General features: G+C 69.7%; 15 protein-coding genes and 1 pseudogene. 6 read left to right on the top strand and 10 right to left on the bottom strand.

Annotated elements, in window-relative coordinates:
• Positions 1 to 12 precede the first annotated feature (12 nt).
• Both AC5W7N_RS24125 and AC5W7N_RS24120 read right to left on the bottom strand, forming a co-directional pair.
• Positions 13 to 951, bottom strand: coding sequence for an SURF1 family cytochrome oxidase biogenesis protein (locus AC5W7N_RS24125; protein WP_194990560.1), 939 nt, complete (start codon positions 949 to 951; stop codon positions 13 to 15).
• Complete coding sequence (locus tag AC5W7N_RS24120; RefSeq protein WP_195007362.1) at positions 951 to 1,454, bottom strand: low molecular weight protein-tyrosine-phosphatase; 504 nt, start codon at positions 1,452 to 1,454, stop codon at positions 951 to 953. Before AC5W7N_RS24120 ends, AC5W7N_RS24125 begins: the two co-directional genes overlap by 1 nt.
• 133 nt (positions 1,455 to 1,587) lie before the next feature.
• Here AC5W7N_RS24120 and cobC point away from each other — a divergent pair, with 133 nt between their 5' ends.
• Together cobC and AC5W7N_RS24110 are read left to right on the top strand one after the other, a co-directional pair.
• A complete protein-coding gene (gene cobC, locus AC5W7N_RS24115) occupies positions 1,588 to 2,628 on the top strand; it encodes an Rv2231c family histidinol phosphate aminotransferase CobC (protein ID WP_195021149.1) in 1,041 nt (346 codons plus the stop codon).
• A gap of 112 nt (positions 2,629 to 2,740) precedes the next feature.
• The gene (locus AC5W7N_RS24110; RefSeq protein WP_495922234.1) at positions 2,741 to 3,895 is read left to right on the top strand and encodes a Nif3-like dinuclear metal center hexameric protein; all 1,155 of its coding nucleotides are present in this window, start codon (positions 2,741 to 2,743) and stop codon (positions 3,893 to 3,895) included.
• Between the two features lie 43 nt (positions 3,896 to 3,938).
• Here the strand turns inward: AC5W7N_RS24110 and AC5W7N_RS24105 are convergent, their stop codons facing one another.
• From AC5W7N_RS24105 to AC5W7N_RS24085, 5 genes and pseudogenes are all read right to left on the bottom strand, one after another.
• Entirely contained in the window at positions 3,939 to 4,061 is a 123-nt protein-coding gene (locus AC5W7N_RS24105; protein WP_267465955.1) for a hypothetical protein, read from the bottom strand.
• Positions 4,062 to 4,066: 5 nt separating this feature from the next.
• Positions 4,067 to 4,375 (bottom strand): DUF5313 family protein, encoded by a 309-nt coding sequence (locus AC5W7N_RS24100; protein WP_495924194.1) that lies wholly within the window; start codon positions 4,373 to 4,375, stop codon positions 4,067 to 4,069.
• Between the two features lie 108 nt (positions 4,376 to 4,483).
• Positions 4,484 to 4,852, bottom strand: a pseudogene (locus tag AC5W7N_RS24095) (dihydrofolate reductase family protein); the annotation flags it as partial.
• Between the two features lie 26 nt (positions 4,853 to 4,878).
• Complete coding sequence (locus AC5W7N_RS24090) at positions 4,879 to 5,184, bottom strand: MGMT family protein (RefSeq protein ID WP_280499777.1); 306 nt, start codon at positions 5,182 to 5,184, stop codon at positions 4,879 to 4,881.
• Positions 5,185 to 5,186: 2 nt separating this feature from the next.
• Positions 5,187 to 5,945, bottom strand: coding sequence for a class I SAM-dependent methyltransferase (locus AC5W7N_RS24085; protein ID WP_495922232.1), 759 nt, complete (start codon positions 5,943 to 5,945; stop codon positions 5,187 to 5,189).
• Between the two features lie 244 nt (positions 5,946 to 6,189).
• Here AC5W7N_RS24085 and AC5W7N_RS24080 point away from each other — a divergent pair, with 244 nt between their 5' ends.
• On the top strand, positions 6,190 to 6,837 hold the full coding sequence (locus AC5W7N_RS24080; protein ID WP_495922230.1) for a DUF4097 family beta strand repeat-containing protein: 648 nt from the start codon (positions 6,190 to 6,192) through the stop codon (positions 6,835 to 6,837).
• 17 nt (positions 6,838 to 6,854) lie between these two features.
• Here the strand turns inward: AC5W7N_RS24080 and AC5W7N_RS24075 are convergent, their stop codons facing one another.
• Both AC5W7N_RS24075 and AC5W7N_RS24070 read right to left on the bottom strand, forming a co-directional pair.
• Positions 6,855 to 7,490: a response regulator gene (locus AC5W7N_RS24075; RefSeq protein ID WP_163814168.1), complete on the bottom strand. Its 636-nt coding sequence runs from the start codon at positions 7,488 to 7,490 to the stop codon at positions 6,855 to 6,857.
• Complete coding sequence (locus AC5W7N_RS24070; protein WP_495922228.1) at positions 7,487 to 8,656, bottom strand: sensor histidine kinase; 1,170 nt, start codon at positions 8,654 to 8,656, stop codon at positions 7,487 to 7,489. Before AC5W7N_RS24070 ends, AC5W7N_RS24075 begins: the two co-directional genes overlap by 4 nt.
• A 210-nt stretch (positions 8,657 to 8,866) precedes the next feature.
• On the opposite strand from AC5W7N_RS24070, the gene AC5W7N_RS24065 reads away from it, so the two are divergent.
• Entirely contained in the window at positions 8,867 to 9,433 is a 567-nt protein-coding gene (locus tag AC5W7N_RS24065) for a GlcG/HbpS family heme-binding protein (RefSeq protein ID WP_194991569.1), read from the top strand.
• A gap of 159 nt (positions 9,434 to 9,592) precedes the next feature.
• Here the strand turns inward: AC5W7N_RS24065 and AC5W7N_RS24060 are convergent, their stop codons facing one another.
• Positions 9,593 to 12,157 (bottom strand): cytochrome P450, encoded by a 2,565-nt coding sequence (locus tag AC5W7N_RS24060; protein WP_194991570.1) that lies wholly within the window; start codon positions 12,155 to 12,157, stop codon positions 9,593 to 9,595.
• Between the two features lie 42 nt (positions 12,158 to 12,199).
• Between AC5W7N_RS24060 and AC5W7N_RS24055 the strand changes: the two genes are divergently transcribed.
• The gene (locus tag AC5W7N_RS24055) at positions 12,200 to 13,474 is read left to right on the top strand and encodes a glycosyltransferase (RefSeq protein WP_194991571.1); all 1,275 of its coding nucleotides are present in this window, start codon (positions 12,200 to 12,202) and stop codon (positions 13,472 to 13,474) included.
• Positions 13,471 to 14,232: an ABC transporter permease gene (locus AC5W7N_RS24050; RefSeq protein WP_495922226.1), complete on the top strand. Its 762-nt coding sequence runs from the start codon at positions 13,471 to 13,473 to the stop codon at positions 14,230 to 14,232. The genes AC5W7N_RS24055 and AC5W7N_RS24050 overlap by 4 nt, the downstream gene beginning before the upstream one ends.
• The last annotated feature ends 86 nt before the right edge of the window (positions 14,233 to 14,318 follow it).

Genomic DNA, 14,318 nt, shown 5'->3' with positions numbered 1-14,318 from the left:
TGCGGGCGCGAGCTACTTGCGGGTGCGCCCGTACCGGTCGGCGAGCCGCGCCTCGTTGGACATCCGGTCCGGCGCGGACGCGGAAGTGGCGGCCGCGTCCCGGGTTGACGTCTCGCTCGCCGTGGTGGTGCCTTTGCGCGGCGTATCGCCGGATTCGCCGACCGGTGGCTCCGCCGCGACGATTTCCGCAGGCGCGTTCGCCGCGCGCTCCTTACGACGTTCCCGGATCTCGGCATACACGAAATACCCGAGGCCCAGCGGGGCCATGATGCCGAAGGCCAGCCACTGCAGCCCGTAGGACAGGTAGGGGCCCGCGTCGAGCTGGGGGAGCGGGGTTGGCGTGAAGGCGCCGGGCTGGTTCTCGGTGAGTTGCAGGTAGCCGCCGCGGTCGCCGGTGGGCAGCGCGGTGATCGGCAATTCGAGGACCTCGGCGGCCTGGCCGGTGTCGATCGAATAGACCTGACGGTAACCGTCCTGCACGGTCGGCAGCTTGTCCGCGCTCACGCCTTCCGAATGCCGGATCCGGGCCTCGATGCGCTGGGTGCCGGTCGGCGGCTGCTCGACCCGCGGCGGCCGCGAGCCCTCGATCGCGCCCACGAGGCCGCGGTCGACCAGCAGGATGCGGCCGTCGGTCAGCCGGAACGCGGCGAGCACGGAGTAACCGGGCGCGCCGTCGAGGTGGCGCAACCGCACCAGTGCCGTCGAATCCGGGAGGTAGGTGCCCTCGGCGATGACCCGACGCCATTCGGTCGCGTCACCGTCGAACACCGTCGTCACATCGACCGCCTCGGCGTCCACCGATTCGGCGATGAGCTGGTTGCGCTCGGAGGTGTCGGTGTTCTTCCCGAGCTGCCACGGCGCGAGCACGGTGAAACACAGGTAGGCGAACGCGGCGACCAGCACGGCCAGGATCAGCCAGCTGGGTCGCAGCAGAAACGCCAACCGGCGCATCAGCGTCCTCCGTCGGCAATCGGTTCCGGTGCGGCGGCGAGGGCCAGGCGCACCCAGTCGAGCAGGCCGGGGATGGCGGCTTCGATCTGATCGCGGACCAGTTCGAAGCCGGAGTCGGGGCCGTAGTACGGGTCGGGTACGTCGAGGCCGTCGGCGTCGGGATCGAAACTGCGCAGCAGCCTGCGCCGCTCGGTCGGGATACCGAGCTGGGCGAGTTCGCGGTCGTGGCCGGAGTCCATGGCGATGACCAGATCGGCGTCACGGTGTCCGTCACCGAAGACGGCGGCCACGTGGCCGGTCGGGTAGCCGTGGCGGCGCAAGGTCGCGTTGGTCCGCGGGTCGGCGTCGGCGCCGGCGTGCCAGGCGGTGGTGCCCGCGCTGCTGACCCGGACGCGGTTGGCCAGCCCCGCCCGGTACAGGTGCGAAGCGAGGATCTTCTCCGCCATCGGGGAGCGGCAGATGTTGCCCGTACACACGAAGACGAGCTCGAGCGGCATCGACATCATCGATCACCGTGGGGAGCGCACACCATGGAGAACACGCAAACCAAGGTACCGACCTGCTGGATCGGTCAAGCGACCGACTGGGCAATCTCGGCCGGGGCGGCGTCCGATCCGGCACGTAGGGTGTGATGTCGTGTCCGCCGACCGCATCGACCTCGCCGCACTGCGCCACCACGGCGACGTGGAGGCCCGCCCGGGGCTGCTCGACTTCGCGGTGAACGTGCAGGGCAGCGCCCCGCCGGACTGGTTGCGCGCCCGTCTGGCCGCCCGCCTCGACGAACTCGGCCGCTATCCGAGCGCCGACGACGAGCTCGCGGCCCGGGAAGCCGTCGCCGCCCGCCACGGACGCGCGCCCGACGAAGTGCTGCTGCTGGCCGGCGCCGCCGAGGGGTTCGCGATGCTGCCCCGATTGGCGCCACGGCTGGCGGCGGTGGTGCATCCATCGTTCACCGAACCGGAACTGGCGTTGCGTGAGGCCGGTGTGGCCGTGACTCGGGTGGTGCTGCCGCCGCCCTACGCCCTGGATCCGGAGCAGGTGCCCGAGGACGCCGACCTCGTCGTCCTCGGCAACCCCACCAACCCCACCTCCGTCCTGCACCCCGCCGACACCATCCGCGCCCTGCGTCGGCCCGGGCGCGTCATCGTCGTCGATGAGGCCTTCGCCGATGTCGTCCCCGGTGAGCCCGAGTCGCTGGCGGCCGAATCCATGCCCGACGTCCTCGTCCTGCGCAGCCTCACCAAGACGTGGGCCCTGGCGGGCTTGCGTTGCGGCTACGTTCTCGGCGCACCCGACCTGCTCGCCCGGCTCGACCGCGGACGTCCGCACTGGCCGCTGGGGACCTTGCAGCTGGAGGCGATCACGGCGACGGCCGAACCCGAGGCGATGGCGCAGACGCGAGCGCTGGCCGAGCGGATCGCGCGAGACCGCGCCGTGATGATCGAGCGACTGACAGCCATCGGGGTCACCGTCCACACCCCCGCGACCGGGCCGTTTCTGCTGCTGCGGGTCCGCGACGGCGCGCTGCTGCGTAAACATCTCGCGGACAACGGGATAGCGGTGCGCCGCGCCGACACCTTCCCCGGCCTTGACGCCGATCATCTTCGGGTAGCGGTGCGCGGAGCTGCCGAGGTGGACCGATTGATCGAGGCGATCCTGGTGGCGGAGGGACGGTGACGTTTCCGTCGCCGGGTGCAGGGAGGGTGTTCGGGCGACACGTGATATCGGGCGGCCTGGTTGTTCTCCGCGGCGGGACGTCGCTGCGGGCGGGTAGCGGCGACAGGAGATGATGGCACCGGTCGAATCGGGCGATGGAGGTGGAGCGGTGACGACGCTGGCGGAACTCATCGAGGTGCTGGATGCGGCCTACCCGCCGAAGCTGGCCGAATCCTGGGATTCGGTGGGTTTGGTGTGCGGTGATCCGGCGGAGACGGTGCGGCGGGTGGTCTTCGCCGTCGACGCCACCGCGGACGTCGTCGACGAGGCCATCGAGTGGGGTGCGCAGGCGCTGGTGGTGCATCATCCGCTGCTGCTGCGCGGGGTGGACAGTGTCGCCGCCGATACGCCCAAAGGCGCAGTGCTGCATCGGCTGATCCGTTCGGGATGCGCGTTGTTCAGCGCGCACACCAACGCCGATTCGGCCGACCCTGGCGTCTCCGACGCGCTCGCCGCAACGCTCGGACTCACCGTCACCGGGCCGCTCGATCCGAAACCTGCTGCCGCCGTGGACACGTGGGTGGTGCAGGTGCCGCGCACCGATACCGAGCGGGTGCTCGCTGCGCTGTTCGCGGCCGGTGCCGGTGCGAGCGGCAAGTATCGGGAGGCGGCCTGGAAAGTGGCGGGGATCGGCCAGTTCCGGCCGATGGAGGGCGCCGATCCGGCCATCGGCGCCATCGGCGAGATCGCATACGTCGACGAGGACCGCATCGAACTCGTCGCCCCACCCGCCGCCCGCGGCGCCGTCCTTGCCGCGCTGCGTAGCGCCCACCCCTATGAGGAACCGGCCTTCCACCTCACCGAACGTGCGCCGTTGCCCGGCAGTCTCGGCATCGGCCGCATCGGCACCCTGCCCGAGCCGGAAACCTTGCGCGCCTTCACCGCTCGTGCCGCCGCCGCGCTGCCGAAGACCACGTGGGGAGTGCGGGCAGCCGGTGATCCGGAACGACTCATCCAGACCGTCGCGGTCTGCGGTGGTGCGGGCGATTCGTATCTGGACACCGTCACCCGCCGCAAGGTCGATGCGTATCTCACCTCCGACCTGCGTCACCACCCCGCCGACGAACACCTGCGCCGCCACGGTCCCGCGTTGATCGACGCCGCGCACTGGGCCACCGAGTTCCCCTGGTGCGCACAGGCCGAATCTATTGTGCGAGCAGAGCTTCCGGACCTGGAGACGCGAGTGTCGACGTTGCGCACGGACCCGTGGACTGTGTCGGCATCGTGAGGCCGGCACTTCGATGGGGACGACCCGCCATCACGGCACGCCGTCATCGAGCAGGCTCATCGCCCGTCCGACCTGCCGCGGGTGAGCGCCGATCGTCCGGCCCGATATCGCCGTAGGAGGCGACGCCGCCCCGGGCGATGGCCAGCACGTCGTCGACGATGCGCATCGGCGTCACATCCGCCCGTGCCGGCGTTCGTACTCCTCGCGTTCGGCGGCGCCCTTCTGGCGTTCACGAGCATCGGCCAGCGCCGGGTCGAGGCCATGCTTGGCCAGCCGATGCCGCCGGTACACATACATCAACGCGACCGTGAAATAGATCAGCGGCAGGTACAACAGCGCCATCATCGCCAATCCCATCCACAGCGGACCGGGGATCAGCAGAAACAGGCACAACGGCACGATGATCGGCACCAGGATGCGCGTCAGGTACCGGCGCGCGGCCCCGGGCCCGGTGAGGTCATCGATCACCCAGTCGCGCATCGACGCGGGCAGCGTTGCGCCGCAGACATAGCGAATCCGCTGCGTGAAGCTCGGTGTTGCCGGGGCGCTGCTCACCCACCGAGCGTAACGCCGGGCCGGTGCACGGCGTCAGCGGTGCGGGGTCGGGTGGTAGATGAGTTCCTGGATGTTGCCGTCCAGGGTGCGGGATTCGATCAGCTCGAGGTCGAAGTCGTCGGCGCCGTCGAAGACGGAGTCGTCGCCGGTCCGGCCGGTGATCACGGGGAAGATCGTCACCTGGAGGCGGTCGACGAGACCGGCGGCCATCAAGGCACGGTTCATCGACAGGCTGCCGTGCGAGCGCAACGGCACATCGGATTCTTCTTTGAGCCGCGCCACGATGTCGACGGCATCGCCGGGCACGACGGTGGCATCCGGCCAATCGAGCGGTCCGGTCAATGTGCTCGACACCACCGTGGCCGGCAGGTTCCACATCCTGGTGACCCATGGGTCTCTCAGATCCTCGGCATCGTGAGGCCGGCGCTTCACCGCGGATGTGCGGCTCGCGCCCGAACCATGTCCACGCGCGCTCCGCGCATCGGGATGCCCTCGCGGACGAGCAGTTCCGGTGCGGTGCCGCCGTGGCAGGAGGCCGGTGTGCCGTCCGCATGGACGACCCGCCACCACGGCACGCCGTCGTCGAGCAGGCTCATCGCCCGCCCGACCTGCCGTGGGTGGGCACCGATCGCCCGGCCGATATCGGAGTAGGAGGCGACGGTCCCCGGGGCGATGGCGAGCACCGCCTCCCGGACGTCGTCGACGATCGGGCCGGCTGCCGCGCGAAACTCCACGCTCACACCTTGCGGGCTTCGATGAGGAATCTGGTGGAGTGCGCGATGAAGGGGCCTTCGGTGTCGATCTGCTCGTGCAGCTGCCGCAGGCGATCGCGGTATTCGTCGACGGTGAAGCCCGGCACCATCCAGATCACCTTGCGCAGGAAATAGACCACGGCGCCGATATCGAAGAACTCCATGCGAAGCCGTTCGAAGCGCAGGTCGACCACGTGCAGGCCTGCGGCTTCGGCGTCGGCGCGTTCCGCATCGGGATGACGTCTGCGCCGCACGGATTCCGGCTGCGGTCCGAGGAAGTATTCGACGAGTTCGAACACGCTCGCTGGGCCGACGTGCTGAGCGAAGTAAGTGCCGCCGGGTTCGAGCACGCGGGCGATCTCGGTCCACCACACGGTGGCGGGATGGCGGCTGGTGACCAGGTCGAAGGCGGCGTCGGCGAACGGGAGTGGCGGTTCGTCGGGATCGGCGACGACGACCACGCCGCGCGGGCGGAGCAGTGCGGTGGCTTTGGCGACATTGGGCGGCCAGGATTCGGTGGCGGCCATGACCGGCGGCAGGGTCGCGGCTCCCGCCAGCACCTCGCCGCCGCCGGTCTGGATGTCCAGCGCCGCGGCGGCCTGCGCGAGGCGCGCGCTCATCAGCCGCTGGTAGCCCCAGCTCGGGCGCTGCTCGGTCGCCCGACCATCCAGCCAGGAGAAATCCCAGCCCGCCACCGGCGCGGCCGCTGCCTCGGCCACGAGCTCCTCGAATGTTCGCCGCATGAGCGCATCATGCCTTCCGAGCCCGGCCGGAGGCCAGCGGGTTTCTCCTGATCAGGCTGGGCGCTCACCCTGCGGGCTGGGGACCCGGGGTAGCTGTCGCACCGGAGAACGAAATCCGCGCGACCGTGATCCACAGAGAGCCTTGCGTGTACGTATACATCTACGTATAGTCGACCTCAGCCGGTCGTTATACGTATACATCTACATATAACGCATCCGGGGTGAACCGACCCGAGGAGAACCCATGCCTAGCTTCCAGACTCCCGAGCCCATCGCCGTCGACATCGACGTGGCCTGCGGCGATATCACCGTCACCGCGTCGGAGCGCACCGATACCGTCGTGCAGATCCGGCCGACGGATCCGGCCGACAAAGATGACGTACGCGCAGCCGAGCAGATCCGGGTGGATGTCGTCGCCGGGAAGTTGACGGTGAAGCAGCAGTCGCGCGGCTGGCGCGACTTCACCCGGTTCCGCGGGTGCCCCTCGATCCAGGTCGCCATCGAGGTGCCCGCCGGTTCACGGCTCGCCGCCACCGCCGCGGCCGGCCGCGTGCTGGGTGCCGGTGACCTCGGTGAATGCGATGTGAAGGTGTCCGCCGGTGACATCATCGTCGAGCGCCCGCGCGGATCGGTCACGGCGGCAACCGATCTGGGCAACATCAGGATCGGTGAGGCATCGCACGGTGTGCTGCGGCTGGAAACCTCCTTGGGCAGCCTCGACATCGGCATCCGACCCGGTGTCGCCGCCCGGCTGGAGACCCGCGCACTGTGTGGCACCGTGCAGAACCTGATGGAGCCGATCGACAAGACCGTCCGGGACGAGGACGTGCTGCGGGTGTACGCGCGCAACTCCTTCGGCAACGTCACCATCCAGCACACCGTCGCAGCGTGACGATCGTGGGAGCGGTGTCAGCCGAGTAGGCGCTGTTCCTTGGCGACGGCCACCGCGGCCGCTCTCGTGTCCACGCCGAGTTTGGCGTAGATGCGGCCGAGGTGGGTCTTGACCGTCGCTTCGCTGATGTGCAGGGCCTTGGCGATTTCCCGGTTGCCGAGGCCGTGCGCGAGCTGGGCGAGGATGTCGGTTTCGCGGGTGGTGAGCCCGGGGCGCGGGTCGCGCATGCGGGCCATGACCCGGCCTGCCACCGGCGCGGACAGAGCGGTGCGCCCGGCGGCGGCGGTGTGGATGGCGGCGAAGAGTTCCTCCGGCGGCTCGGCTTTGAGCAGATAGCCGGTGGCGCCCGCGGCGATGGCTCGGGTGATGTCGGCGTCGGTGTCGAAGGTGGTGAGGACCAGCACGTGCGGGCGGGGCTCGGGCAGCGCGCTGATCCGGCGGGTGGCTTCCACGCCGTCGAACTCCCCGCCGAGCTGGAGATCCATCAACACCACGTCGGGGTGTAGCGCGCCGGCCAGCGTCACCACCTCGGCGCCGCTGCCCGCCTCCCCGATGACCTCGATATCGGGCGCGCTGTCCAGCAGTGCCCGCAGCCCGGCTCGGACGACGACGTGATCATCGCAGATCAGCAGGCGGACAGTCGGATTCGTCATGGACGCTCCAGGGGGATCGCGGCCGTCAGTACGGTGCCTTCACCGGGCGCGGACTCGATGGTCAGGGTGCCGCCGAGCTGCTGGAGGCGGGCCCGGATCGCGGGCAGTCCGTAGCCGCGATCGTGGGCGGAACCGTCCGCGGCGGCGGGGTCGAATCCGCGGCCGTCGTCGGCGATGTCGAGCAACAGCTGATCGTCGAGATAGGTGAGGGTCAGGATGGCGGTGCGGGCGGCGGCGTGCTCGCGGATATTGGCCAGCGCGCCCTGGGCGATGCGCAGCACGGTGGCTTCGATCCGGCCGGGCAGCGCCACGGGTGCGCCGTCGATGACGTAGCGCACCTCGAGATCCGCGGAGTTCTCCCGCTCGGCCAGGGCACGCAGGGCGGCATCCAGGGAACCGGTCGCGGCGAGATCGGCGGGCGCGAGATCGTGCACGAAGCGGCGGGCTTCGGCGAGATTCCGTTCGGCGACGGTCGCGGCGGTGCGCACATGGGAGCGCGCACGTGCGGGATCGCTGTCCCAGATCCGATCGGCGGCCTGCAGCAGCATGCGCTGACTCGACAGCCCCTGCGCCACGGTGTCGTGAATCTCGATGGCGAGGCGTTGCCGTTCGGCCAGGGTGCCTTCCCGGCGTTCGGTGGCCGCGAGTTCCCGCCTGGTGCGCAGCAGATCATCGATGAGGCCGGCCTGGCGCACGGTCTGGCGCCGCATCTGCACGAACAACGCCGTGGTCACCGCGGCTACCGCGGGCGGGGCCAGCAACAGATTCGGATCACCCCAGCCCGCCAACCGCACTTGGGTGAGCACCACCAGCCCGGTGAGCACCAGGACCAGGCCGACCGCGACGCGCACGGGCAGAATGCGAAACCCGGTGTACAGCAACGGCACCGCGCACCAGGCGAAGCTCGGCGCCAGCACCACCAGCACCGCCCAGCAGGCGACGAGCAGGGCGAACCACACGGTCCCGCGCCGGCCACCCGGCGCGCCGGCCACGTACAACAGCGCGAGCAGACCGGACAGCGCCAACACCCAGCCGGACTGTGGACTACCGGGATGACGGATCAGGAAACGTGCCAGCGAGGCGCCCAGCAACACGTAGAACGTCGCGTGCATGACGATGGCGAGCACGCGTTCCTCGCCCTGATCGGTCGTGGACACCGCCGGCATCGCCACCTCCTCTATCGCGTCGAACTGGGCAAACACATTCATTCTGCCGTGCGGGTCGCGGTGGCGGGGTCAACCGATCGGATGACCCGGGTATCGGCCGGACAGCGGCGCGAGACGAGCCGCGGAGCCGATGGCAAACACCTGGCCCACGCCGAGGATTGATGGTGAACCGAATGGCGACCGCCGTTCACCCGAGCCGAGGAGACCCCCATGAACTCGCGTAGCACTCTGGCCACCCGCACCCGGATCGCCATCGGTGGCGCCGCCGTAGCCGCCATCGCGGCGGGCACGATCGGCATCGTCTCCGTCGACGCCGATGCCCCGCAGCAGGCGCAGGTGGCGCCCGTCGCGGTGAATACCGCCGCGGGCAACATCACCCACAGCGCCCACCTCACCATCGACGCCGCCACCGAGGCGGCGCAGGCGGCACTCGACGCCGCCCGCAGGGAGAATCAGCGCGTCAGCGTCGCCGTGGTGGATCGCAACGGCAACACCATCGTGATGCTGCGCGGCGATGGCGCAGGCCCGCAGTCCTACGAGTCGGCCGAGAAGAAGGCCTACACCGCCGTCTCCTGGAACGCCCCGACCTCGACACTGGCCGAGCGCCTCGATTCGGCACCGCATCTGGCCGATATCCCGGGCACGTTGTTCCTGGGTGGCGGCGCCCCGGTCGCGGTTGAGGGCTCGCCGATCGCCGGCATCGGCGTCGCTGGTGCGCCCAGCGGCGATCTGGACGAGAAGTTCGCGCAGGCGGGTGTGGAGACCCTGCGCGACTGATACATCGCCAACGCGGCGCATGCTTCCGACGTCGCAGCACCGACCGCGGACATCCACCGGGCAATCCGCTCACCATCCGTCGCGTAACCGGCCCCCGCAGACCGTCGCGCACCTGCACAGTCGTAGGGCAGTGGAGAGCGGCCGGATCGCTTGCGGCGTCTACCTCGGCGTCAGCGTCACCGGCAATGCCGATGGCGACAGCACGAAATCCCGATTCGACGCTCGCACCACGTAATTCGGGTCCGGCGTGGGCTTCCACCTGGCGAAGAACGCGGCCGAGGCGAGGGTGATCTCCAGCATGGCGAAGTGGTCGCCGAGGCAGCGGCGCCGGCCGACGCCGAACGACAGGCTGGATTTCTTGTCGATCTCCTCGGCGCGGGCGGGAGACCAGCGGTCGGGGTCGAAGGCTTCGGGGTTGGGGTAGTAGCGCTTGTCGTGCTGCACCATGTACGGGCTGAACATGACGGCGGTGCCGTCCGGGATGGTGACGCCGCCGATGGTGACGTCGCCGTCGGCGGTCGCGGCGCTGATCCACGGACCCCAGAAGCGAATCGTCTCCGACACGACCTGCTTCAGGTACGGCAAGGAATGGATGTGCTCGGCGCGCACCGGCCCGGAGCCGACCACCTCGTCGAGTTCGCGGTAGAGCCGTTCGGCGACCTCGGGTCTGCGCATCACTTCATGCCACAGCCAGCCGGCCAGCGAGGCCATCGAGCCGACGCCACCGGCCAGCATGAGGATCGCCTCGTCGATGATGTGCTCGTCGGACAGCGTTGCGCCGGTTTCGTCGTCGCGGTGGCGGATCAGCGCCGAGACCACATCGTTGAAATCTTCGTCGCGGCGGCGGTATTCGGCGATCACGTCGCCGATGGCGCCGCGCAGATGCCTGGACTTGCGTTCCCACCGCCAGTTCGCGATCAGCCGCAGCCTGCGGATCTGCGGCGGCATGGCGGTGCGGATGATGACCTGGCTGAGCAGCCACGGCACATTGTCGCGGATCTCACGGCGGGCCGAATCGCTGAAACTGGCTTTGAACAGGGTGGAGGACACCGTGTCGAGCACCAGCCCGTGCGCCTCGTCCATGAGGTTCACCGTGCTGCCCGACGGCAGGCTCGACGACCACGCCTCGGCGATATCGGCTGCGGCCCTGGTGTATTCGGCCAGCCTGCTCTGCCGCAGGGCGGGCGCGATCATCCGGCGGCGCAGCTTGTGTTCGGCGCCGCGCAGCACATTCACCGATCCGCCGGCCACGTCCTTGATCGCCTCGCGCAGATCCTCGCGATTGAACTCCGCCTCACCCAACCCGACCTCACGCACCAGATCAGGGGTGGTGAGCAGGTAGCCGGTCTTCTGGCCGAAGTGCAGCCGCACGATCGGGCCGAGCTCCGACAGCGAGGTCACGAATCCGGGTGCGTCACGCAGCGCGCGCAGACTGTGCCCGACGAGCGGTAGGCCGCCGGGGGCGGTGGGGATATCGGTCAGACTGCGCGGCATCGCCTGTTCCGGGCCGGCCGCGACCTCCTCGATCGCTTGGCGATAGACCTCGGTTACCGCGCCGATCTGCCGCGATTGGCGCACACCGTCGCTGTGCTTGGACTGCACCGCGCGCATCTCGGCCAGTGCGGCGCGATCGGCCGCCAGCCGGGTCAGCGTCTCGGCGATCCCCTTCGCCGAGGGATCGCCGGTGCGCACCCCGCCGCCGACGGGCACCGATTCGGCCAGATCGGGATCGCAGTAGATGACGGGCAGCCCCACCGCGATGGCTTCCAGCAGCACCATGCCCTGGGTGTCGAAACCCGAGGACGGAAACAGCAGCGCGTCGGACTTCGCCATCGCGTTCAGGCATTCGCGCTGAGTGACCCTGCCGTGCAACCGGATTCGATCGGCGAGTCCGTATTCTGCGATGCGGGCGGCAACGGCGTCGCGTTGATCGCCCTCGCCGTAGATGTCCAGGGTGCAGCCGGGCGTGCCGCGCACCGCGTCGATCGCTTCGAGTGGCCGCTTCTCCGCCGACAGCCTGCCGCACCAGATCAGCTGCAACGGGCCGGATTCGGGATGGGAGTAGTCCGCTCCGGAGCGGCTGTCGACCAGTGCGTCGTCGACGCCGTTGGACACCACCCGCAGGGGCCGCGTCACGCCGTGATCGACGAGCAGATCGGCGAAATGCCTGGTGGGCGCGATCACCCGGTCGGCGGCCTGGGCCTGCGCGGAGATGGTCCACCAGGCATGGCGCGCCGCACGGCTTTCCGCGCGATGGGGCATGTGATGACGGTGCGGCACGAAGCGTCCGTGCAACGTGCGCAGTGCCAGTGCCGCCGGATAGGGCGCGGGGGAGGTGCGCTCGAGGAACGCGTCGTCACGGCTCTGCGCGGTGTGCACCAGCGGAAGGCGATGCCGCCGTGCGGCTTTCATGCCGGCGATGGCGACACCGTAGGTGGTGTGGGTGTGCACCACGTCGACCGGGCCGCGGGCGGCGAAGGCGTCATCGATGCGGCGGGCATTGCGCTTGCTCGGCAGCACCATCGGGAAACCGTTCACCGCGACCGGAACGGCTTCGAGCTCCACCACGTTCGCGGCGGATTCGACCCGCGCGCCCGCGAGCGGCGCGACGACCAGCGTGACGCGATGACCTGCGTTTTCCAGCCCCCGGCAGAGCGAATCGACCGCGGTCTGGACACCACCGAGCGTGGCCGGGTGGTAATCCATGAACATCGCGATGTGCACAATGTCACTGTACCGAGGCACCACGAGTGAAAAGAAGCGCGAGTGAAGATTGCCATCCCGCTCACGGGAACCCGCGGCGACGTACAGCCGATCGTCGCGCTGGCGCGCGAACTCGAAGGCCGCGGACATGATGTGCTGATCGGCGCCCCACCGAATCTGGTCGACTTCGTCACCGACGCCGGGCTCACCGCCCGTGCCTGCGGTCCCGACATTCAACAGCTCTACAGTTCGCCCGAGGGGCAGCGGGCGCTGGCGGCGGGCAGCACGTTCCGTTTGATGCAGCTGGTGGGACGCCAGATGGCCGGGTATGCGGCGCAGATGAATCAGGAAGTCATCGACGTCTGCGCGGACGCGGAACTGATCGTCGCCACCACCGTCACCGAGGACCGCGCGAGTTCGGTGGCCGAGGCGATGGATGTACCGCTGGTGAGCGTGCACTACTACCCGTGCCGCTACAGCAGCCGGTATCCGTTCCCTGGCGCGCTGCCACCGCACTGGGATCCGCCCGCTCTGGTCAATCGCGCCACCTGGGTGCTGGCCGAGAATCTGCGGCGGGTGGTCTTCGCGCGCTACCTGAACGAATTGCGCGGGCGCCTCGGCCTGCCGAAATCGTATGCGAGCACCGCCGCCGTGCTGGCCGCGGCGAAGGTGCCCGAGATCCAGATCTACGATCCCGCGCTGGTGCCAGGACTGGCACAGGAGTGGGGTGCGCGCAGGCCGTTCACCGGCTTCCTCACCCTCGACCAGCAGACCCGCGCGGCCGTGGGCGAGCTCGCCGGCGATCACGACGACATACTGGCCTGGGTCGAGGCGGGCGATCCGCCGGTGTTCTTCGGTTTCGGGAGCATGCCGATCCGCGATATGGCCTCGGTGCTGGCGATGGTGTCGCAGGTCTCGGCGCGGCTTGGGGTGCGGGCGCTGGTGAGCGTCGGGTGGAGCGATCTGGATGTCGACGCCCAGGTCGGCGCGCACGTCAAGGTCGTCGGGCCGTTCGCGCACGACGTCGTCTTCCCGCGCTGTGCGGCGGCGGTGCACCACGGCGGTGTCGGGACGCTGTTCGAAAGTCTGCGCGCCGGGCTGCCGACGCTGGTGTGCTCGGTGTCGTTCGAACAACCCATGTGGGGCGGGCAGGTCGAGCGGCTCGGGGTCGGTGGGCATCTGCGATTCACCCGGCTCACCGCGGCGGCGCTCGAGGAGAAGCTGCGGTCGGTGCTCACGCCCGGGCACACGGCCCGGGCGCGTGCGTTCGCCGAAACCCTGATCACCGAGGGTGCGAGTACGCGGGCCGCCGACGTCATCGAGGCCGCGGGCCGGTGATCGGGCACGTTCTCGCCGATACGGCCACCATGTTCCAGCGCAGCGCGCGCAAGACGCTGCGCAGCCGGGACACGCTGATCATCTCGCTGCTGATGCCGATCCTGATCATGCTGCTGTTCACCTACGTGTTCGGCGGCGCGATCAACGTCGGCGGACCGTACCTGGACTACGTGGTTCCCGGCATCATGCTGCTGTGCGCTGGGTTCGCCTCCTCCATCACCGCCACCGGCGTCTCCACCGATATGACCAACGGCAGCGTCGACCGGTTCCGGACGCTGCCGATGTTCCGGCAGGCGGTGCTGGCCGGTCACGTCGCCGAGGGCGTGGCGCGCAATATGGTCGCGATCGGGATCGCGGTGGCGGTGGCCGTGGTGCTCGGCTATCGGCCCGACGCCGGTCCGCTGGGGTGGCTGGCGGCGGCGCTGATGATCGCGCTGTTCGTCACCGCGGTGTGCTGGATCGCGGTCGCGCTCGGCCTGGTCGCCAAGAATCCGGAGGCGGCGGGCGGGCTCACCTACGCGATCATGTTCATCCCCTATATCTCCAGCGCGTTCGTGCAGACCTCCACCATGCCGGGCTGGCTGCGCGGCTTCGCCGAACACCAACCGGCGACCCCGGTGGTGGAGACGGTGCGCGGACTGCTCGACGGCACCGGCGCGGACGCCCACGCGGGTATCGCGGTGGCGTGGTGTGTCGGTCTCGGGGTCGCCGGATTCCTCGGCGCGAGCGTGCAGTTCGCGGCACTGGCCCGGCGGTGACCGCCCGCGGCGGCACCCGGTTCGTGGCCGTTCCCAACGGGTGGCGGGTATCGGCTGGTCGGCGCGGTACGGTTGAGCTTCTATCC

Source organism: Nocardia sp. CDC519 (assembly GCF_059509835.1).
This window is presented reverse-complemented; position numbering and strand designations above follow the sequence as displayed.